16 protein-coding genes and 1 pseudogene are annotated in these 21,635 nt (G+C 66.6%); all 17 read left to right on the top strand.

The features are described 5' to 3' along the window. Positions 1 to 78 precede the first annotated feature (78 nt). A complete protein-coding gene (locus SKA58_RS08995; RefSeq protein ID WP_009822095.1) occupies positions 79 to 723 on the top strand; it encodes an XrtA/PEP-CTERM system exopolysaccharide export protein in 645 nt (214 codons plus the stop codon). Between the two features lie 2 nt (positions 724 to 725). After that, positions 726 to 2,246, top strand: coding sequence for an XrtA system polysaccharide chain length determinant (locus tag SKA58_RS08990; protein ID WP_009822094.1), 1,521 nt, complete (start codon positions 726 to 728; stop codon positions 2,244 to 2,246). A gap of 14 nt (positions 2,247 to 2,260) precedes the next feature. Further along, positions 2,261 to 3,184, top strand: a complete 924-nt coding sequence (locus SKA58_RS08985; RefSeq protein ID WP_037542805.1) for a P-loop NTPase — start codon at positions 2,261 to 2,263, stop codon at positions 3,182 to 3,184. After that, positions 3,181 to 4,785, top strand: a complete 1,605-nt coding sequence (locus SKA58_RS08980; protein WP_009822092.1) for a hypothetical protein — start codon at positions 3,181 to 3,183, stop codon at positions 4,783 to 4,785. Before SKA58_RS08985 ends, SKA58_RS08980 begins: the two co-directional genes overlap by 4 nt. A 25-nt stretch (positions 4,786 to 4,810) precedes the next feature. Next, positions 4,811 to 5,666 (top strand): annotated as a pseudogene (locus tag SKA58_RS19430) (XrtA/PEP-CTERM system-associated ATPase); the annotation flags it as partial. Between the two features lie 902 nt (positions 5,667 to 6,568). Next, entirely contained in the window at positions 6,569 to 7,414 is an 846-nt protein-coding gene (locus SKA58_RS08970; RefSeq protein ID WP_009822090.1) for an XrtA system polysaccharide deacetylase, read from the top strand. Beyond that, a complete protein-coding gene (locus tag SKA58_RS08965; protein WP_009822089.1) occupies positions 7,411 to 8,481 on the top strand; it encodes a FemAB family XrtA/PEP-CTERM system-associated protein in 1,071 nt (356 codons plus the stop codon). Before SKA58_RS08970 ends, SKA58_RS08965 begins: the two co-directional genes overlap by 4 nt. After that, positions 8,478 to 9,692, top strand: coding sequence for a TIGR03087 family PEP-CTERM/XrtA system glycosyltransferase (locus tag SKA58_RS08960; RefSeq protein ID WP_009822088.1), 1,215 nt, complete (start codon positions 8,478 to 8,480; stop codon positions 9,690 to 9,692). The genes SKA58_RS08965 and SKA58_RS08960 overlap by 4 nt, the downstream gene beginning before the upstream one ends. Beyond that, entirely contained in the window at positions 9,689 to 11,224 is a 1,536-nt protein-coding gene (gene xrtA / locus SKA58_RS08955; protein ID WP_009822087.1) for an exosortase A, read from the top strand. The genes SKA58_RS08960 and xrtA overlap by 4 nt, the downstream gene beginning before the upstream one ends. An 11-nt stretch (positions 11,225 to 11,235) precedes the next feature. Then, positions 11,236 to 13,131 carry an XrtA/PEP-CTERM system amidotransferase gene (locus SKA58_RS08950; RefSeq protein WP_009822086.1) on the top strand — a complete coding sequence of 632 codons (1,896 nt, stop codon included), beginning with the start codon at positions 11,236 to 11,238 and terminating at the stop codon, positions 13,129 to 13,131. Positions 13,132 to 13,364: 233 nt separating this feature from the next. Continuing rightward, complete coding sequence (locus SKA58_RS08945; protein WP_232209389.1) at positions 13,365 to 14,735, top strand: sugar transferase; 1,371 nt, start codon at positions 13,365 to 13,367, stop codon at positions 14,733 to 14,735. Positions 14,736 to 14,737: 2 nt separating this feature from the next. After that, on the top strand, positions 14,738 to 15,868 hold the full coding sequence (locus SKA58_RS08940) for a glycosyltransferase family 2 protein (RefSeq protein ID WP_009822084.1): 1,131 nt from the start codon (positions 14,738 to 14,740) through the stop codon (positions 15,866 to 15,868). Between the two features lie 62 nt (positions 15,869 to 15,930). After that, positions 15,931 to 16,668, top strand: a complete 738-nt coding sequence (locus tag SKA58_RS08935; RefSeq protein ID WP_037542350.1) for a class I SAM-dependent methyltransferase — start codon at positions 15,931 to 15,933, stop codon at positions 16,666 to 16,668. Continuing rightward, a complete protein-coding gene (locus tag SKA58_RS08930; RefSeq protein ID WP_009822082.1) occupies positions 16,665 to 17,966 on the top strand; it encodes a hypothetical protein in 1,302 nt (433 codons plus the stop codon). The genes SKA58_RS08935 and SKA58_RS08930 overlap by 4 nt, the downstream gene beginning before the upstream one ends. Further along, the gene (locus tag SKA58_RS08925; protein WP_009822081.1) at positions 17,963 to 19,108 is read left to right on the top strand and encodes a glycosyltransferase family 4 protein; all 1,146 of its coding nucleotides are present in this window, start codon (positions 17,963 to 17,965) and stop codon (positions 19,106 to 19,108) included. The genes SKA58_RS08930 and SKA58_RS08925 overlap by 4 nt, the downstream gene beginning before the upstream one ends. Then, positions 19,105 to 19,851: an FkbM family methyltransferase gene (locus SKA58_RS08920; RefSeq protein WP_009822080.1), complete on the top strand. Its 747-nt coding sequence runs from the start codon at positions 19,105 to 19,107 to the stop codon at positions 19,849 to 19,851. The genes SKA58_RS08925 and SKA58_RS08920 overlap by 4 nt, the downstream gene beginning before the upstream one ends. A gap of 2 nt (positions 19,852 to 19,853) precedes the next feature. Then, positions 19,854 to 21,596 (top strand): MFS transporter, encoded by a 1,743-nt coding sequence (locus SKA58_RS08915; protein ID WP_009822079.1) that lies wholly within the window; start codon positions 19,854 to 19,856, stop codon positions 21,594 to 21,596. Positions 21,597 to 21,635 lie beyond the last annotated feature (39 nt).

Raw genomic sequence — 21,635 nt, 5'->3', positions numbered from 1 at the left:
TTGCCCAAAGCCCGTGCGTTCCTGCCGCTGTCACTCCTTGGTGGCGGGGCGCACCGGGGCACGGCAAGGGGTGAGAATATGCGTTTCGTGTCGGTTTCCAAGTTCCTGATGGGGGTGTCGCTGCCCGCCGTCGCCTTGTCGGGCTGCGCCTCCGCGCCGTCCGGGCCGCAACTGCCGCCGGCATCCTTCGTGTCCACGCAGGAGGGGCCGGGCGAGGAATATGTCATCGGCCCGCTCGATGACCTCACCATCTTCGTCTGGCGCAACCCGGAATTGGGCGCAAAGGTGCAGGTCCGGCCCGACGGGCGGATCACCACGCCGCTCATCACCGACATGCCGGCCGTGGGCAAGACGCCCAAGATGCTGGCCGACGACATCAAGCTGGCGCTTTCGCAATATATCGAAAACCCGCTGGTGTCGGTCATCGTCAATAATTTCAGCGGCACGTTCAGCCAGCAGGTGCGGATCGTGGGGGCGACGGAAAAGCCGGCCTCCATCCCCTATCGCGCCAACATGACGCTGCTCGATGCGATGATCGCGGTCGGTGGCCTCAGCGAATTTGCCGCGGGCAACCGCGCCCGCCTGGTCCGCTTCGACAAGGAAACCGGCAAGCAGAAGGAATATCAGGTCCGCCTCAACGACCTGCTCAAGCGTGGCGACACCAAGGCCAATGTCATGCTGGCCCCCGGCGACGTCATCATCATCCCTGAAAGCATGTTCTGACCATGGCGGGCCTTTACGATGAACTGCTCGTGCTGCTGCACGGCATATGGAACCGGCGCTGGGTGGCGCTGGCGGTCGCCTGGGGCGTCGCCATGCTCGGCTGGCTGGGCGTCGCGCTCATCCCCAACAGCTACCAGTCCAAGGCGCGGGTCTATGTGAACACCCAGTCGCTGCTGGAAGACCGCATGGGTATCACCCAAGTCCAGTCGCAGCAGGATCTCGACCGGCTGCGCAGCACGCTGGCAAGCGCGGAAAATCTGGAAAAGGTCGTGCGCGGCACTGACCTGTCGCAATCCGTGTCCGGCCCGCGCGACATCGCCGCCAAGATCACGACGCTGCGCGAAAACATCAGCGTAATGGCGCAGGCCGATCCCAGCATGATCGATATCAGCGCGATTTCGGCCGATTCGAGTCTGTCGGACGGCGCCAATGCGCGCATAGCGCAGCAGGTCGTGCAAAAGCTGATCGACATTTTCCAGGAGGAAAATCTGTCGGGCGACCGCCGCGAAACCAAGCAGAGCCTGGCGTTTCTTGACCAGCAGATCGCCGGTCGCGCCAAGCAGCTGGAAGCCGCCGACCAGCGTCGCATCGAATTCGCCCAGCGTTATGCCGGGCTGCTGCCGGGCGCGGGCTCCATCAGCCAGCGCATGGACGCGGCGCGGATGGAGATCAACACCATCGATTCGCAACTGGTGCAGGCGCAGAGCGCGCTGTCGGCGATGAACGGCCAATTGGCCGGGACGCCGCAGACATTGCCGGGCGTGGGCGCTTCGGGCGGACCGTCGGCATTGGCGCAGGCGCAGGCCAATCTCGCGTCGATGAAGGCGCGCGGCTGGACCAACAACCACCCCGACGTCATCGCCGCCCAGCGCGAGGTCGAGGCGCTTCGCAAGAACGGCGGCGGCGGTAGCGCGAGCGGCGGCGGCACGCCCAATCCCGCCTTTCTGTCGATCAAGTCGATGCAGGCCGAACGCGCCGCCACGGTGCAGGCGCTCCAGGCGCGCAAGGCGCAGCTTCAGGCCGATCTCAACGCGATGATGTCGCGCCAGGTCGATGAGCCGGGTATCGCCTCGGAGCAGGAAAAGCTCGACCGCGACTATGAGGTTCTCAAGACCCAATATGACAAGCTGCTTGCCGACCGCGAGGAAATTCGCCTGCGCGGCGAGGTGAAGACCGAAACCGGCGCGGTGCAGTTCCGCGTGATCCAGCCGCCCAGCACGCCGACCGCGCCGACCGCACCCAACCGTCCGCTGCTGCTGCTGGGCGTGCTCGTGCTCGCCATCGCCGCCGGCATTGGCGTCGCCTTTGCCCTAGGCCAGCTCAAGGGCAGCTTTTCCACCGCCGCGCGGCTGGAGCGGGCGATCGGCCTGCCGGTCGCCGGCTCGATCAGCCAGGTGCGCAGCGCCGCCCAGCAAGCGGTTGAGAAACAGCGCATGAAATGGTTTGCCGCCGCGAGCGGAGGGCTGGCGGGCGTCTGCCTGCTGCTGATCGCGGTCGAATTTGTCCAGCGCGGCATGGCGTGAAGGAGCGCGATCCCATGAACCAGCATAGCTCCATCAAGGGCCGCGGATCGCTGATAGAGCGCGCGACCCAGATCTACGACTTCTCCGCTGCCCTGAAGGGGCGCGCTGCCCCGGCGGTCGATGTGCCGGCCGATGCGCCGCTGCCGCCGCCCGTCGACGTGCCGGTTGCGCCGGGCGCGCCCGATGCGCCGGTCACGCGCGCGCCGGCCTGGACGGGCCCGGTGCAGCCGATCGACCGCGACGCGCTGGCGCAGGGTGGCTTCCTGCTGCCCGAAGGCCCGGTGACGGTGATGAGCGAGGAGTTCCGGCTGCTCAAGCGCGACCTGCTGGCGCAGCTGCGCGATAATCCGCGCGGCAACCGCATCCTCGTCTGCTCGCCCAACAGCGGCGAGGGCAAGAGCTTTTGCGCGATCAACCTGGCGCTCAGCCTGGCGGCGGAGAAGGACCTGGAAATCCTGCTGGTCGATGCCGATTTCGGCAGCCCGTCGATCCCGCAAAGCCTGGGCCTCAACCCCGGTCCCGGGCTGATGGATGCGCTGGCCGACCCGATGATCGCGATCGAGGATTGCATCGTTCGCACCGACCTGCCCTCGCTTTCGGTCCTGTCCGCCGGGCAGCGCAGCAACAATGACACCGAATATCTGACCTCGAGCCGCACTCAGCATTTGCTGGCGCGCCTGACCGAAGGCCGGCCCGAACGCGTGCTGATCTTCGATTCGCCGCCTTTGCTCGGCGCGTCGCCGGCCGCGGTGCTGGCCGGCCATGCCGCCATCGCGTTGCTGGTGGTGCAGGCCGACCGGACCAGTGAAAGCGCGGTGCGCGAAGCTGCCGCCTTGCTCAAGGGCGGGGTGCAGGTGCGCCTGCTGCTCAATGCCGCGCGCTTCACGACGGGACGGCATTTTGGCCATTATCATGACAAGGGGGAGGGGCGCGGATGACGCTCCATCGCACCATCTGGCTTGCGTCTGCGGCCATCGCCGCGCTGGCGGCAAGCCCGGCCGCCGCGCAGGAGTCGCGCGCCGATCGCCGCGTCGATGTCGTGCCTTATCTGGGCATCGACCAGGTTGTGACCGCGCCCTTGAAGGGCGGTGGCGACGTGCTGACCTACACCAACGTCACCGCCGGCATCACCGCCGAAGTGCAGAATCGCCGCGTCGAAGCGGTGATCGACGCCCAATATAATCACAGCTTCGGCTGGGGCAGCCAGGCGGTCGACCAGGATGTGCTGAGCGGCATTGCCAGCGCCAATTTCAACGTGGCGCGCGGCCTGACCTTCCAGACCGGGGGCCTTGCCAGCCGCGTGCGGACCGACGGCCTGTCGGGCGCGCTGCCGCAGCGCGACACCTATACCAGCCAGGTCTGGGCCGCCTATGCCGGGCCGTCCTACACGACGCAGCTGGGCGACCTCAACGTCAACGCCTCCTATCGCCTGGGCTATGCGCGGGTGGATGACAGCATCGATCAGAATTTCGTGGGTGCGCAGCCCAATGGTTCCTTTGCCGACAGCTGGACGCACAGCTTGCTGGGATCGGTCGGCTTTTCACCTGACACGCTGTTGCCGGGCGTCGGCCTGACCGCGAGCGCGGGCTATGACCGCGAAGATGCGCGGCAGCTGGATCAGCGGTTCGAGGACGCGTGGGGCCGGGTGGACGCCACCGTGCCGATTTCCCCCACTGTCGCCCTGGTGGGCGGCGTCGGATATGAAGACATACAGATCAGCCAGCGTTCGCCGCTGCTGGACGAAGACGGCCTGCCGGTCATCCGCAATGGCCGCTATGTCACCGACAACAGCTCGCCGCGCGCGCTGATCTATGATTTCAGCGACATCATATGGGATGCCGGCGTGCTCTGGCGGCCCAGCCGCCGCACCTCGCTTCAGGCGCGAGTGGGCGAACGCTATGGCGGCATGACCTATCAGGGCAGCTTCCTGTGGCAGGGCCAGGACAGCCATTTCGCGCTGGTCGTGTTCGACGGCATCGACAGTTTCGGCCGGGTCATCACGTCCAACGTGGCGGCATTGTCGGGCAGCAATTTCGACGTCGCGCGCAATCCCTTCACCGGTGACATCACCGGCTGCGCCTTCTCCGTCACGGGCGGCGGGCAATGTTTCAACGATGCCTTGTCGGGCATCACGGCGGCGAATTTCCGCTATCGTGGCGTGGCGGCGCAGTATGCGCTGCGGCGCGGGCAATGGGGCTGGGGCCTGGGCGCCGGCTATTCGCAGCGCAAGTTCATCACGCCGCAGGGCGAAATGGTGCTGGTGCGCGGATCGCGGGACGAAAACTGGTTCGGCAATGGGTCGATGACCTATGCGTTCAACGATCGCGACAGCCTGGAAACCGTCGCTTACATCAATTATTTCGACGCCAGCGGCGGCCGCCCGGATGTGCTGAACTATGGCGGGTTCACCAGCTATTTCAAGGGGCTGAGCCGCCGCCTGTCGGCGTCCGCCTCGCTGGGTCTGGACGGGGTTCAGGCAGACGATATCGACACGGTGATCAGCGCGCTGGGGCAGGTTGGCCTGCGCTACAGCTTCTAGCGCCTGGGGGCATGGAGACGAGCTAATGTACGAGCACTATTACGGACTTCAGGGCCGCCCGTTCCAGCTGACGCCGGACCCGCATTATTATTTCGAAAGCGCGACGCACCGCAAGGCGCTGTCCTATCTGGGCTATGGCCTGGCGCAGGGCGAAGGCTTCATCGTCATCACCGGCGACATCGGCGCAGGCAAGACCACTTTGGTCGGCCATCTGATGCAGACGATCGATCCTTCGCGGCTGACCGCCGTCAAGATCGTATCGACGCAGGTGGAGGGCGACGACATGCTGCGCCTTGCCGCGCAGAGCTTTGGCCTCGTAACCGAAGGCTATACCAAGGCGGCGACGCTGCAAAAGATCGAAGGCTATCTGCATGGCCAGGCGCGCGCCGGCCGGCGGTCGCTGCTGATCGTCGATGAAGCGCAGAACCTCAGCGTTTCGGCGATCGAGGAATTGCGGATGCTGTCCAATTTCCAGCTGGGTGGCCAGTCGCTGCTGCAAATCTTCCTGCTGGGGCAGCCGGAGTTTCGCGACCTGCTGCGCTCGCCCGATCTGGAGCAGTTGCGCCAGCGCGTCATCGCCACCCATCATCTGGAACCGATGCTGCCCAGCGAAATCGAACCCTATGTGATCCATCGGCTGGGCATCGCCGGTTGGACCGGCAATCCCGCCTTCACGCCCGCCTCCTTCTCCGCGCTCTATGCCGCGACCGGCGGCGTGCCGCGCCGTTTGAATGCACTGATCAGCCGCGTCCTGCTGCTGGGCGCGATCGAGCAAATTCATGAGATCGATGCCGACGCCGTGGCGGCGGTGGTGGCCGATATGGGGCTGGACGTCGATATCATGCCGGAACCGATCGCCGCATCCGCGCTGGACGACGTGCAGGAGGACATGATCGCGGAGACAGTCGAAGCCGACGAGGATGCACAGTTGGTCGTGCAAGCAGAGGTCGCTGCGGAGTTCGAGTCGGTCGAGGCGGATGAAACCGCCGACCTGGTCGACGACCCCGTGTGGGACCGTGACGTTGCCGCCTCGCAGGAGGAATACGCACCGGTGTCGGAGGAGCAGGCGCAGGAGGATTGGACCCCGGTGCCCTTCACCGCGCTGGAGGAAAGCGACGTGCCGGATGCGGTTAGCCAGGATGCGGAGCCAGCGCCCTTCGTCGATCCTGTCGATGCGGCCGTGAACGCCCCGATTGACGAAGCCGCGCCCTTCGCGCCGCCCGCCGATCGGGCGCCCTTCGCCCCCCCGGCGGACATTGCCCCGCGCGAGGAAGATGATGCCGACGTGGCCGACTGGGACTCGGAGTCCTGGTCCACGCCGGAAGCCGCGCCAATCGCGGACGGCAAATGGGACATGAATGCGGAGATCGCCGACATGCAGACATCGCTCGATCATTTCGATGAGAAGGTGCTGGACGAAGGCGACGCGACCGCGCCGGTTGCGGCAACGCCCGATCCGGCAGAGGGCATGAGTGACCTGCGCCGTGACATGCAGGACGAAATCGCCGCCCTGCGCGCGGAAATCGCGTCGCTGCGCGCCGTGCAGTCGCACGCGCCGTTCACGCCGCCCCAGACGATCGATCCCGATGCGCTCAAGGATTGCTTCACCCTGATCGAGGAACGTCTGGCTTCGCTCGAATTCCGGGCGGAGGAGCATGATGTCGCGCTGCGCCGTGTGCTGACCATGCTGGTCGAATGGGTCGAGCGGGAAGACCGGATGGACGAGGTCGTGCGGGACGCGGCCGTCGCCTGATCCGGGCCGCGCCACGAAGATAGGAACGTCATGCGGAACGCCCTTTCGGTCGATGTCGAGGACTGGTTCCAGGTCGGCGCGTTCGAACGCACGATCGACCGCGCCGACTGGGACAGCCTGTCCCACCGTGTCGAGCGCAACACCGACGCGGTGCTGGATTTGTTTGCGCAAGCAGGTGTCAGCGCCACCTTCTTCACCCTGGGCTGGGTGGCGGAACGCTATCCCGCGCTGATGCGGCGGATCGTCGATGCGGGGCATGAGGTCGCCAGCCATGGCTATGACCATGCGCGCGTCTTCACCTTCACGCCAAACCAGTTCCGCGCCGACCTGCGCAAGGCGCGCGGATTGCTGGAGGATGCGAGCGGGCAGGCCGTGACCGGCTATCGTGCGCCCAGCTTCTCCATCGATCCGCGCACGCCCTGGGCGCACGCGATTCTGGCGGAAGAAGGCTATCGCTATTCCTCCAGCGTCGCCCCGATCCGACACGATCATTATGGCTGGCCCGATTCGCCGCGTTTCGCCTGGAAGCCGGTCGCGGATTCGCAGCTGGTCGAGCTGCCGGTGACGACCGCCAAATGGGGCAAGCGCACGCTCGCGGCCGGGGGCGGGGGCTTTTTCCGCCTGCTGCCTTATGGTTTTTCGCGCTGGGCGATCCGGCAGGTCAATGAAGAGGCCAAGCGGCCGGCGATCATCTATTTCCATCCGTGGGAAATCGACCCCGGCCAGCCGCGAGTCGCTGGCGCGCCGCTGCGATCGCGCCTGCGCCATTACAGCAACCTGTCGGTCATGGCCGATAAGCTGCGCCGCCTGACGCGCGATTTTGCCTGGACCCGCGTGGATGCGCTGGCCGATGCGGAGGCCGCGCGCGCAGCATGATCCAGGGTTCAGCCGCCGGACTATGCGTCACGACGCTCGACCTGCGCGATGGCGCGCAGGCGCAAGCGGCGGAGGATTATGTCCTGGGCCACGCGGAATCGACGCCCTTTCACCGCCCGGCCTGGCTGCGCGCGATCGAGGAGGCGACGGGGAACCGCGCGCTGATGCTGGTGGCGGTGGCCCCTTCTGGCCGCATCGTCGGATTGCTGCCGCTGCATCACATGAAAAGCGCGCTGTTCGGGCAGGCTCTCGTGTCGAGCGGATTTGCCGTCGATGGCGGGATATTGGCCGATGACGCGCGCGCTGTCGCCATGCTGGCGCAGGCGGCGCGCGACCTGTCGCACGATCGCGGCGACATAGCCATCGAACTACGCGGCGGCCCCGCGCCGGGCGGCGACTGGCAGACGCGCGAGGGGCAGCATCTGGGCTTTTCCCGTCCGCTGGCTTCCGATGAGGAGGCCGAACTCCTCGCCATCCCGCGCAAGCACCGCGCCGAATTGCGCAAGGCGCTCGCCAATTCCGCGCTGCGCTTCGAGGTCGGGCGCGAGCGGCAGCATCTGCGCGACCATTATCGCGTTTACGCCACCAGCGTGCGCAACCTTGGCACGCCGGTCTTTCCGGCGCGCCTGTTCCGCGCGGTGCTGGAGCAGTTTGGCGAGGATGCCGACATATTGATCGTGCGCGAAGGGGATCGCGCCGTGTCGGCGGTGCTCACCCTCTATCATAAGGGCCGGGCCATGCCCTTTTGGGGCGGCGGCATCGGCGACGCGCGGCGGCTGCGGTCTAACGAACTCCTCTATTTTCGCCTGATGGGCCATGCCCGCGCGCGCGGCATGGAGATTTTCGATTTCGGCCGGTCGAAGGTCGGAAGCGGGCAGGCGGCTTGGAAGAAGAGCTTTGGCTTCGAACCCGTACCGCTCGCCTATCATGCCTGGTCGCCGCACGGCGCGGCGCGCGATATCGACCCCAACAGCGCCAAATATCAGCGGCGCATCGATCTGTGGAAGAAATTGCCGCTGCCGGTCGCCAACCTGATCGGCCCGCTGATCGCGCGGGGCCTGGGATGAGCGGCGACATTCTGTTCCTGTGCCATCGCGTTCCCTTTCCGCCCGATCGCGGCGACAAGATTCGCTCCTGCCATATGTTGAAGCGCCTGGCGCAGGTCGCGCCGGTGCATGTCGGCTGCTTTGCCGACGATGATCGCGATATGGGCTTGGCCGCCGATCTGGCGCAGGTCGCCGCCAGCCAATGCGTGTTGCGGCGCGACCGGTCGAAGCTGGTCGCGGGCCTCACCGGCCTTGCCAAGCGCCAGTCGATGCTGGTGTCGTTGTTCGACCATCCCGATCTGCACCAATGGGTGCGGCAGACTCTGGCCGACCGCCCGATCCGCGCGGTGTTCGCCTATTCCGCGCAAATGGCGCATTTTGTGCCGCCACTGGCGCCAAGCGTCCGCTTCATGATGGATTTCGTCGATTTCGATTCGGCCAAATATGCCGCCTATGGCCGGCAGGGCAGCGGCCCCATGGCCTGGATCAATCGCCGCGAAGGCCGGTTGCTGTTCGATTTCGAACGCCGCGTCGCCGCCCGTGCCGACCTGTCCAGTTTCGTCAGCGAAGCGGAAGCCGCGCTGTTCCGCGATGCCACGGGACTTGGCCCCGATCGCGTCATCGCCATCGAAAATGGCGTTGCGCTCGACTATTTCGATCCCGCAGCGGCCCTCGATCGGGTCGATAGCGGGCAAGGACCGTTGCTCGTCTTCACCGGGCAGATGGACTATCGCCCCAATGTGGAGGCGGTGGACAGTTTCGCCCGCGATGTGCTGCCCCGGGTGCAGGCGGTCCATCCGACCGCGCGCTTTGCGATCGTCGGCCGCAATCCGTCGCCGCAGGTGGAGGCGCTGTCCCACCTGCCCGGCGTCATCGTGACGGGCGGCGTGCCCGACGTGCGCGGTTGGCTTGCCGCCGCCGATGTCGTGGTCGCGCCGCTGCGGATCGCGCGCGGCATCCAGAACAAGGTGCTGGAAGCGATGGCGATGGCGCGCCCGGTCGTCGCGTCTCCGCAGGCGGCCGAGGGCATTGACGCCACCCATGGCGATCATCTGCTGGTCGCTGCCGATCCGGCCGGCGAAGGGCAGGCGGTTCTTGACCTCTTGGCCGATCCTGCCCGCGCGCAGGCGATGGGCCGCGCCGCGCGCGCCCGGATGGAGCAGCGTTATCGCTGGAGCGCGACGCTCGCCGACTTGCCGGCCATGCTCTGCGGCGACATGCAGCCCGCATGACGAACGCCGCGATGATCCGCGAGCCGGCCTCCGCATCCGCCATCGATGGTTGGCGCGCGCACCTGTCCGCGCTAGGCCTGGTCGCTGCCGCGATCCTGGCGCTGTTCCACCGCGACGTCATCGACATGGTGTCGATCTGGTGGAACGCGTCGACCTTTGGCCATTGCCTGTTCGTGCCGCTGCTGATCGGCTGGCTGGTGCAGCAGCGGCTGCCCGGCCTGCGCCAGTTGCAACCGGTCGCCTGGACACCGGGGTTACTGTGGCTGGGGGCGGGGGCCTTTGCCTGGCTGCTCGGCGCGGCGGCGGGCGTTGCGCTGTTTCGTCATGGCGCGCTGGTGGTGATGCTCCAGGGCGCGACGATCGCGCTGCTGGGACCGGCGGTGGCGCGCGCGCTGCTCTTCCCGCTTTTCTACGCCTTCTTCATGGTGCCCTTTGGCGAGGAACTGGTTCCGCCGCTGCAATTGCTGACCGCGCGCCTGTCGATGCTGCTGCTCGACCTCACCGGCGTGCCCGCCCATCTGGAGGGCATCTTCATCACCACGCCGACCGGCTATTTCGAGGTGGCCGAGGCCTGTTCGGGCGCGAAATTCCTGATCGCCATGGCGGCTTATGGGGTGCTGGTGTGCAATGTCTGCTTCCGAAGCTGGCGGCGGCGCATCCTGTTCCTTACCGGGGCGCTCGGCCTGTCGATCCTAGCCAATGGCGTGCGCGCCTATGCCACCATTTTGGTCGCGCACCTGACCACCGTCGATGCGGCGGTGGGTTTCGACCATGTCGTCTATGGCTGGGTCTTCTTCGCCATCATCATGATCATCGTCATGGCCGTCGCCTGGCCCTTTTTCGATCGCAAGCCCGGCGATCCCTGGTTCGATCCGCGCGCGCTGCAAGCGGCGACTGTGCGCGGGCAGCCGCTGTCCTTCGTCGCGGGGGGCGCACTGGCGCTGGTCGTGGCCGCGCCGCTCTGGCTTGCCGGGACCGCAGCGACCGCCGAGCCGCTGCCGCCGACGCTCACCCTGCCCACCATATCCGGCTGGACCCGCACCGACGCGCCCCAGGCCTATCCCTGGCGGCCGCGTTTCGACGGCGCGGATCATTTCGTCACCGCCCGCTATCGCAATGCGCGCGGGCAGGTGGTGGACCTTTCCATCGCCACCTATGCGCGGCAGGCGGAGGGGCGCGAACTGGTCGGCTTCGCGCAGGGCGCGGCCGATCCCGACAGCGAATGGGTCTGGTCCTCGCCCGCACGCGCGCCCGCCGGCGCGCTGGGCGAACAGATCACCGCGCCCGGCCCGGTCGTACGCCATGTCGTCAGCGCCTATGCCGTGGGGGGAGGCGCGCCGACCGGCAGCAAGCCGGCGGTCAAGCTCGCGACGCTCAAGGCGCGTCTGCTGGGCGGGGACCAGCGCGCCGTTGCTATCCTGGTGTCCGCCGAGCAGACCGAGACGCAGGATGCCGACGCCGCCATCACCGCCTTCCTCGACAATCTGGGCGACATGCCACTTTTGGCTGACCGCGCCATCGGTATCCGCTAGAGCCTCATTCCATGTGCGGCATAGCGGGCATCTTCCATCTCGAAACGGCTAAGCCCGTCGATCCAGCCCGCGTCCGCGCCATGCTGGACGCAATGCCGCATCGCGGCCCGGACGGCAGCGGCATCTGGACTGCGCCGGGCGTGGGTCTTGGCCATCTGCGCCTGTCGATCATTGACCTTGCCGGCGGCGCGCAGCCGATGCTGACCGAGGATGAAAGCCTGGCCGTGGTCTTCAACGGCGAAATCTATAATTTCGCTGAGGTCCGCGCCGAGCTGGAGGCCAAGGGGCATATTTTTCGCACATCCAGCGACACCGAAGTCATCCTGCACGGCTACCGCCAATGGGGTGAGGACTGCGTGCATCGCTTCAACGGCATGTTCGCCTTCGCCCTGTTCGATGCGCGCGCGCAGTCGCTTTGGCTGGCGCGCGATCGGCTGGGGGTGAAGCCGCTTCATTATGCGCTGCTCTCGGATGGCAGCCTGATCTTCGGGTCGGAATTGAAAAGCCTGCTCGCCCATCCGTTGCTGCGCCGCGCGCCTGACCTGTCGGCGGTTGAGGATTATATGGCCTATGGCTATATTCCCGACGACGCCTGCCTGGTGGCGGGCGTGCGCAAGCTGGGCGCGGGCGAAACGCTGCGGCTGGTGCGGGGCCGTTCCTTGCCGCAGCCGCACCGCTATTGGGACGTCAGTTTCGCCGACCGCAGCAAGGCAAAGCCCGAGGCGCTGGAGGAGGAACTCGTCGCGCTGATGCGCCAGGCGGTGCGATCGCGCATGGTGGCGGACGTGCCGCTGGGCGCGTTCCTGTCGGGCGGGGTCGACAGCAGCAGCGTGGTCGCGCTGATGGCCGAGGCCTCTCAACGCGCGGTCAAGACCTGCACCATCGGCTTCGACGTCGCGAGCCTGGACGAAACCGCCTATGCCGACCGGGTGGCCCGGCGCTTCGCCACCGATCATCGCACGCGCATCGTATCACCCGATGATTATGGGTTGATCGACACGCTGGCCCATCATTTCGACGAACCCTTCGCTGACGCCTCCGCATTGCCCACCTATCGGGTGTGCGAACTGGCGCGCGAGCAGGTGACGGTGGCGCTGTCTGGCGATGGCGCGGACGAAGCCTTTGCCGGCTATCGGCGCCACCGCTTCCAGATGCAGGGGGAAAGGCTGCGCGGCCTCATTCCCGCTTCGGTGCGCCAGCCCTTGTTCGGAACGCTGGGCCGCTATTATCCCAAGGCAGACTGGGCGCCGCGTCCCCTGCGCGCCAAGTCGACTTTCCTGGAACTGGCGGGGGACGGGGGCGAAGCCTATGCCGCCTCGGTCGGCGTCACGCCCCACGCCCTGCGCCAGCGCCTCTTCAGCCAGGAGATGAAAAGCCGGCTGGGCGCCTATCGTGCCGAGGATCGCTATATCAAGGCGATGGCGAATGCGCCCGCGCGCGATCCGCTCGACCGCGCGCAATATGCCGATATTCGCATCTGGCTGCCCGGCGACATTTTGACCAAGACCGACCGGATGAGCATGGCCGTCAGCCTGGAGGCGCGCGAGCCTCTGCTCGACTATCGTCTCGTCGAATTCGCCGCACGCTTGCCGGTGGCGCAACGCATTCGCGGTAACAGCGGCAAGGTGCTGATGAAGAAGGCGATGGAGCCGTTCCTGCCGCAGGACATACTTTACCGCCAGAAAATGGGCTTCGTCACGCCGATCAGCGCCTGGTTCCGAGGCGCGCTGGCGGGCGAGGCGAGCGCCATCGCCGGCGGATCGGCGCTGGCGAAGACCGGCTGGTTCGACGCCCGGATGCTGGCGAAGGTCGCCGCTGACCACAAAGCTGGCGTGGCCGACCATGGCCGGCTGCTGTGGCAATTGCTGATGCTGGACAAGGGGCTGGGGCGGTTGTTTGGGGGGTAGTTCGAAGAGCGCAAACCTTTCCGTTCGTCTTGAGTAGCCATTGAGCCTGGCAAAATGGCGTATCGAAGGATTTGTGCTTCGATACAGGTCTTCGCCTTCGCTCAGCCGCTGCTCAGCACCAACGGGTTTATCTCTGCCTGCTCAACGCAAAATCGAGAAGCGCAGCGCGCCAACTTATCGGTTATGGCGCTTCCCCTTGCCACCCGCCCCGCACAATGCCAACGCAGCAGCCGATGATGATGCAGAATGCCAGCATGACAGTTTCCAAGGAAATGGTGCGGTTGCGCCTTTATGCGCTGTGCCTGGCGGGGGACATGGCCGGGCTGTTCTGCGCGTTCCTGGCCGCCAACTGGTTCGTGCTGGGCGCGCTGTGGGGCGAGCCGGGCAAGCCGCACGGCATCGTCATGTTCGCCATGGTCGCGCCCCTCTATGCATTGCTGGCGGTGCAGGGCGGGGCCTATGGCATCAACACGATCGACCATCTGCGGCGGGGGATCGTGCGGGCGCTGTGGGCGCTGGCGCAGGCGGCGCTGCTGATGCTGCTGATCGTCTATCTGGGCAAGATCGCCGAGCAATTGTCGCGCCTGACCTTCGTCACGGGGCTGGGGCTGGGCGCGCTTTGTCTGGCGCTGGTGCGGGTGGCGGTGGCGCGGCTGGCGGTCAGCCTGCTGGGCGGCGTGCCGCATCTGACCGCCGTCATCCTGGATGGCGTGACGATCGCGACGGGCTTCCATGCCAGTATCGTCGATGCCGACGCCGCCAATCTGCGCCCCGAACGGCATGACGCTGACATGGCCGCCCGGCTCGCCGCTGCCGTGGGCATGGCGGAACGGGTGATCGTCGCCTGCCCGATGGAGCGCATGGACGACTGGTCGGCGGCGCTCAAGTCGCTGTCCGCGCGCGGCGAAATCGTTGTGCCCGAATTGCTGCGCTTTGCGCCCGCGCGAGTCGATCAGTTCGATGGCCAGCCCACGATCATCGTCGCGGGCGGCCCGCTCCAGTTTCGCGATCGCCTGATCAAGCGCCTGTTCGACCTGATCGTCGCGGGGACCGCCACGATCCTGCTGTCGCCCATCCTGATCGGCGCGGCGCTGGCGGTGCGGTTGACCAGCCCCGGCCCGGCGCTGTTTCGCCAGCCGCGCATCGGCAAGGACGCGCGGTCCTTTTCCATTTACAAGTTTCGATCGATGCGCACGGACGCCAGCGATCATCAGGCCGCGACGCTCACGCGTCGCGACGATGATCGCGTGACCCGCGTCGGCGCATTCCTGCGGCGCACCAGCATCGATGAATTGCCACAGCTTTTCAACGTGTTGAAAGGCGACATGAGCATCGTTGGTCCACGTCCCCATGCCGCGGCCGCCAAGGCGGGCAACAGTCTCTACTGGGAAGTCGACCCGCGTTACTGGGCGCGCCATTGCATCAAGCCAGGGATGACCGGCCTTGCCCAGGTGCGCGGCCATCGCGGCTCGACAGATCATCATCAGGACCTGATCGACCGGCTTCAGTCGGACCTCGAATATGTCAGCGACTGGTCGATCTGGCGCGACATGCGCATCATCGTCGCGACGCTGGGCGTGCTCGTGCATCACAAGGCTTATTAAGCATGCCCGCGATCGACCTGATTTTGCTTGTCATTCTGGCGCTGTGCCTGATCGCCGTCGCCTGGCCGTTTCTTTGCTATCCGCTGATCCTGCGCGCGCTGCCGACGCGCGCCGAACAGCCGGTCGCAGCGCCGCTCCCCAGCGCCTCGCTGCTGTTCTGCGCCTATAATGAAGCCGACGCGATGCCGGAAAAGCTCGCCAACATCGCCATGCTGTGCCAGCGCCATCCCGATCTGGAATGCCTGGCCTTCGACGACGGGTCGAGCGACGGCACTGGCGATCTGATCGCGGCCGCGGGGCATGTCACGCTGCTGCGCGGTCCCGGACGCAGCGGCAAGGCGCATGGCATGAAGCAGCTTGCCGCCCGCGCGCGCGGCGACGTGCTGATCTTCACCGACGCCAATGTGCTGCTGGACCCTGACGCCATCGACCGGCTGCTCGCCCGCTATGCCGATCCGGCGATCGGCGGCGTGCTCGGATCGCTCCACTATGTCGGCGCGGACGAAAGCGCCACCGCATCGGTCGGGTCGCTGTACTGGCGGCTTGAGGAACGGCTGAAGGACGAGGAATCGCGGACCGGCAATGTGTTGGGCGCGGATGGCTCCATCTTCTCGATCCGCCGCAGCCTCTACCCCGAATTCCCCGACAGCGTGCTCGACGACCTCACCGTGTCGATGGCGATCGTGTTCGCCGGCCGGCGGCTCATCAAGGCGAAGGATGTCATCGCCCGCGAACGGCTGGTGACGGCGCGCGGTGACGAATATCGGCGCAAGGTCCGCATCGCCGCGCGCGCCTGGCACACGCACCGTTACCTTCGCCCGCAATTGCGCCGCATGGCCGCGATCGACCGCTTCAAATATGCGTCGCGCAAGATTGTCCGCTGGTTCGGCGGGGCGTTCATCCTGACCGTCGCGCTGGTGGCCGCGATCCTCGCCTGGCGTCTCTCTCCGCTGCTTTTGGTCATCGGCGTCGCTGTCGTCGCCTTCGCCGTCCTGACGGGCATCCGCGCGCGCCGCGGCCCCCTGGCGGCGCTGGTCGACATGCTGATCGCCTATGCCGCCACCTTGCAGGGCGTGACAAAGGCGATGCGCGGGCGCACCGTCACCATCTGGAACCCGGCGCAATCGCGCTGACCCTCTCGCTTCTGCGCGACGATATAGTATAGGCGCTGGCCTGACCCCATGCGGAGACTGACGTGATTACTGTCCAGCGGGTGGCCAAGGCCGCCGGCAAGCATCTGACCCGGACCGCGCTGAAACTGCGCCAGGCGCTGGGCGCGCGCGCGTCGCGCGGCTGCCCGGCCTGCGGCAGGACGGTGGTCGGTTTCTTCCGCTATGGCGACAACCCCGAATGGGGCTGCCCGGCCTGCGGCGCGTCCCCGCGCGAGCGGCTGATGAACTGGCTGATCGGGGAAGGCCGCCTGACCGTGCCGGTCGATGGCGCGGTGCTGCACATGGCCCCCAATGAAGGCAGCCTGGTCCGCCGCTTTTCCGCTGCGGCCGATTATGTCCCCGCCGATCTCGACCCCGCGCGCTACACCGTTCCCGGAATGCAGCGCGTCGACCTGATGGAATTGGCCGACGTCGATCGCTACGACCTCTTCTACGCCAGCCATGTGATGGAGCATGTGCCCGACGATAGGGGGGTGCTGCGCAACATATTGCGCGCATTGAAGCCGGGCGGCGAGGCCTGGCTAATTGTCCCGTTATGGGACAAGCTGACCGAGGATGGCAGTTTCGCCATGCCCCCGCGCGAGCGGGAACGGCGCTTTGGCCAGTGGGACCATGTCCGCCAATATGGCCCCGATTTCGCGGACCGCATCCGCGCCGCGGGCTTCGATCTGGAGGAGATTGACGCCGCGTCGATCGACCCCGACCTGCGTCATTTCTACGCGCTCGACGACCGGCTGTTCAGGGCGCGCAAGCCGCGATGAGCCGCCTCGCCCGGCTGGAGGGCAGCGCCCGCATCCTGGCCCTGGTGAAACTCGCCAATGTCGGGTTGGTGCTGATCTGGGGCTTTGCCGTCACCTTCGTATTCGTGCGCGTGCTCCCGATCGCGGAATTTCAGGCCTTCCTGCTGCTGGTCGCGTTCGGCAATTTCACCATTTCGGCGGAATTCGGCCTCACCAGCATCATCTATGCCCGCTTGCGGCGGCATTGGCTGGGACGCGGCGAGGGCGCGGACGATGGCGGCTTCCGGCTGGAGGAAATGGGCGTACTGTTCCTGTTCCTGGGCCTGCTGGTCGCGGGCGGGACGCTGATCCTGCTGGTCGCCTTGGCGATGGGATGGCTGGCGACGGCCATGCCTTTCCTGTTCCTGCTGTTCTTCCTGTCTGCCTGCCTCAACCTGCCGGCTTTGCTCGCAAAGCGTGCGCTGGCGGCGGTCGATGGCAATTTCCTGTGGGAAGCGCTCGATTGCGCGCGCCGCTTCGTCACCATCGCACTGCTGCTCGCTATTCTTGCGGGCCTCGACCCGCGCCTGTCCGTCGCGCTGCAACTGGTCGTCAGCGTCATCATGATCGGCGGCGCCATCGGCCATGTCCACCGGCGGCTGGGAATGGGCGCCCACCATTGGCTGGCGCTGCGCGTCGGCGGCGGGCATGTGCGTCGCCACTATCTGCGCGACATCGGCGCGTCGGCGGCGTTTACCGTGTCGGACATCATCGCCTATAATGCGCCCTATTTCACCATCGCGGTGGCCACGTCGGACGCGCGGCCGATGCTGGTGTTCGATTTCTTCTTCAAGATGGCGCGCGCCCTGTCGATGCTGGTCCGCGCTCTGGTGGAGGCAGCGCTGCCCCGCATCACCCGCGCCTATCATGCCGGCGACCGGCCGCGGCTGCGGCAATTGCTGGGCCGCGCGCTCGCCGCAGCGATGCTGTTCGCGCTGGCACTGGCGGCGGTCCTGTGGGGTGCGGGTGACAGGCTGTTCATGATCCTGTTCGATGGCCAAGCCAGCATCGACCGGCCGGACATCGGCCTCATCCTGCTGGCGCTGGCCGCGCTCACGGTCATCAGCGTGTCGGTCTATGTACAGGCGGCGCTGGGCCGTTTCGCGCATCTGCTCGGCCGGTCGCTGCCCTTTCTCGCCGGATCGCTGGCAAGCGCGCCGCTCGCCCTCTCGCTGTTTCCCGGTCGCTTTGATCTCGGTTTCCTGACGCTCTATGCGCTGACCCTGATCGCGGTGGCGGGGCTGCATCTTCTCTCGCTGCGGACGCTGGCGCGCGCATGAAGGTCGCGATGCTCGATCCGTCGCTCTTCACCGGGCGCTATGACGACAGCCTGTGCGCGGCGCTGGCCGGGCAGGGTGCGCAGGTAACGTTGCTCGGTCGCCCGATGCGCCCCACCGATGCGATCGCGCCGCAGGGCTATCGCTATCGCCCGCATTTCTTCCGCAGCAGCGAGGCGCTGCGCGACCGGCTGGGCGAAGGGCGCGCCTTTCGCCTGGCCAAGGCCGCCGAATATGGGCTGGCCTGCGCGCTAGGCGATCTGCGCCTGCTGACGCAAGCCGATGTCGTCCACGTCCAGTGGCTGCCGCTCGGACCCGCCGACCGGCTGATGCTGAAGCGACTGGCGGGCCGCGTAGCGCTGGTCCACACGGTCCACAATGCCGACGCCTATCATGCCGATGCGGGGGTTCAGGGGCGCGGCTACCGCGCACTGCTTGACGGCTTCGATGCGCTGATCGTGCATGGGGAAACGACCCGCGCCGCGTTGGTCGGGCAGGGCATCGCCCCGGCTCGCATCCATGTGACGCCACATCCGCCCATGCGCCTCGCGCCAGCGACGCCGGAGGACCTTGCCGCCGTGCCGCGACCCGTCCTGCCGCGTCTGCTCTTTTTCGGCACCATCCGGCCCTATAAGGGCGTGGACGTGCTGATCGACGCTTGCCTTTCTCTATGGCGCGCCGGCCATCGCTTTGAGTTGGCGATCGCGGGCAAGCCCTTCATCGACATGGCGCCGATGATCGAGGCGGTGACGCGCGCGGGTTTTGCCGACCGGCTGGTCATGGATCTGGGCTTCCTGACCGAAGCCCGGCTCGACGCGCATATGGCGCGCGCGGACATGATCGTCTTTCCCTATCGCCATATCGATTCGAGCGGCGCGTTTCTGTCCGCGCTTCATCATGGCAAGGCGATGGTCACGTCGGACGCGGGCATGTTCGGCCAGTTGCCCGATGGCGTCGCGACGCGCGCGTCGGCCGGGGACGCAGCGGCCTTGGGCAAAGCGCTCTTGCCCCTGATCGAAAGCCCCGCCATCAGGCGGGAACAGGGCGCCCGTGCGCGCGCCTATGGAGAAACTATGGGGTCCTGGCGGGAAATGGCGGCAACGACGATCGACATTTATCAGCGCGTGCTGGAGCAGCGGGCATGAGCCGCTATCGCCGCGAACTGGGCGATCGGCTGCTGGCGCTGCGGCTGGCGGCGGCGGGCCGCGTCCACCAATATCCGGAGGTGCAGGCGCTGCGCCGGTTCCTCACCAGCTTCGCCGTCGATTGCCTGTTCGATGTCGGGGCCAATCGCGGCCAATATGCGACGATGGCGCGCCGGGATGCGGGCTACAGAGGCCTCATCCTCTCCTTCGAACCCAATCCCGATATTTTTGCGCTGCTGGAAAAGCGCGCCGCCGCCGATCCGCGCTGGCATGTGTTCAATATGGCGCTGTCCGATTTCGACGGGACGGCCAGCTTCAACATCATGGCGGCCGACCAGTTCAGTTCGTTGAAAAAGCCTTCGAGTGTGCAGGACGCCATCTTCGCCGATCGCAACACGGTGACGAAGACGGTCGAGATGCAGTGCCGCCGGCTCGATACGCTGCTGCCGGAATTGCTCGCGCAGCATGGCTTTGCCCGGCCATTCCTCAAGATGGACACGCAGGGCCATGACCTGTCGGTGTGCGAAGGCGCAGGAGATCAGATCGGCCGGATGCTGGGCGTCCAGACCGAACTGGGCGTGCGCCCCATCTATGACGGCGGCACCGGCTATCGCGCGATGATCGACTGGCTGGAGGCGCGCGATTTCATGCCGTCCGCCTTCTTCGCCAATAATAAGGGGCATTTCCCGCTGCTGGTCGAAATGGACGGCATTTTCGTCAACCGGACGCTGGTGCGCGACTGACCATGGGCGCGCCCGGATCGTTCGTGTCCGCGCGACGCCTGTTCCTGGCGGGGGCCTTGTGCCTGACGCTGTGGGTGATCGGCACCTTCCTGTGGCATGTCACCTACCGGCAGGGGATCAGCCTGGCCGTCATCCTTCTCCTCGATCAGGATCTGCCCGCGCTGCTGGGCGCGCTGGCGCTGCTGGCGCTCGCCGCGCCCTGGGCGGCAGGGCGTGGTTTCAGCCTGCCGCCGCCTACCGCGCGGATCGTGATACCCTTGGTCGTGCTGCTGGGCCTTGCCGCCTGGACCGGCCATTATGCGCTGTTTCAGGATTATGCGATCAGCAGGGACGAAGAAGTCGCCCGCTTCGCTGCCGCCTATATGCGCGAAGGGCTGTTTGCCCGGCCCATCCCGATCGAATGGGAACCCTATCGCCGGGCGATCATGCCCGAATTTTTTTCGCCCTTCGGCGCGGCGGATTACTGGACTGCCGCCTATCTGCCGGTCAACAGTGCGATCCAGGCTTTGTTCTGGCAATTGGGCGATCCCAATCTGGCCGGGCCGGTGCTGCTGATGACCGGCCTTATCGCGCTGTGGCGCGTGGCGCTGCGGCTGATGCCCGACCGGCCCGATGCGGTCTGGGTCACGCTGATCCTCGCCTTTTCATCCTGCCAGCTGTGGGTCACGGCGATGACCCCCTATGCGATGACGGGGCATTTCGCGCTCAACCTCGTCTGGCTTGCTCTGGTGCTGCGCGGCGGATGGCTGGGCCATGGCGCGGCGGGGCTGGTCGCGCTGATCGCGGCGGGGCTGCACCAATGGCATTTCCCGCCCTTGTTCATCGCGCCCTTCATCCTGTGGATGCTGCTGGCGCGCCGCTGGCAGGTGGCGGCCTTCCATGCGCTGACGCTGGTGGCGATCGTGATCGTGTGGGCCAAGCTGTGGCCGGGTTTCCTGTTGCACGCGCTGGGCGCGCCGGCGGATGTTCGCCCGTCGGCCGGGGTGGCGGACAAGATTGGCAGCCTGTTCGAACGGCTGGGCGATCGCTGGCAGCCGCTGGTCAACCTCACCCGCTATATCGCCTGGAACAACATATTGATGGTGCCGCTCGCCGCGCTGGGCGTCGCGGCGATGCGCTGGCGCGCGCTGCTGGCCGGTCGGGAAATCGCACTGCCGCTGGCGCTGGGCTGCGTGGCGGGGTGCGGACTGGCGCTGGCGCAGGGCTATGGCTGGGGCTTTCGCTACGCCCATGGCTTCATCGGCCCCTTCTGCCTGCTTGCCGGCCTGGGCTGGGCGCGTTTCCGCCCGCGTGACGCGATGCGGCCGGTGCTCATCGGCCTGCTCATCACCATATTATCCAGCGGCTACCTTGTCTGGCGCACCTATGAATTTGTCGCGCCCTATGCCGCCAGCCACCGGCTGATCGATTCGAGCGAAGCCGACGTCGTGCTGGTCGATCCGCGCGGCGGCCTTTATGTCACCGATCTGGTGCGCGGGCGCAACGGCGTGCCGGGGCGGCCGATGGTCATGAACCTTGGCATGCTGACCATCGAGCAGGTCGATGAACTGTGCCACAATTATGTGGTGCAGCTGTTCGAGCGCGCCGACTTCCGGCCGCTGGGCGTGCCGCTGGCGCGCTGGAACCTCGACCGCATGGACATGCTGCGCGCGCATATGAAGGAAGCGGGCTGCGACAAGCCGGTCCAGCCGCCGCTGCCCCAGACCATGGAAGAGGCGTTCAACGCCGCCGACAACGCGATGTAAGGCGACAGGGAAGGGGCGTTACTGCCCCTTTACGTAGAC

Origin of the sequence: Sphingomonas sp. SKA58 (assembly GCF_000153545.1) — a bacterium.
GTDB classification, from domain to species: domain Bacteria; phylum Pseudomonadota; class Alphaproteobacteria; order Sphingomonadales; family Sphingomonadaceae; genus Sphingobium; species Sphingobium soli.
This window is presented reverse-complemented; position numbering and strand designations above follow the sequence as displayed.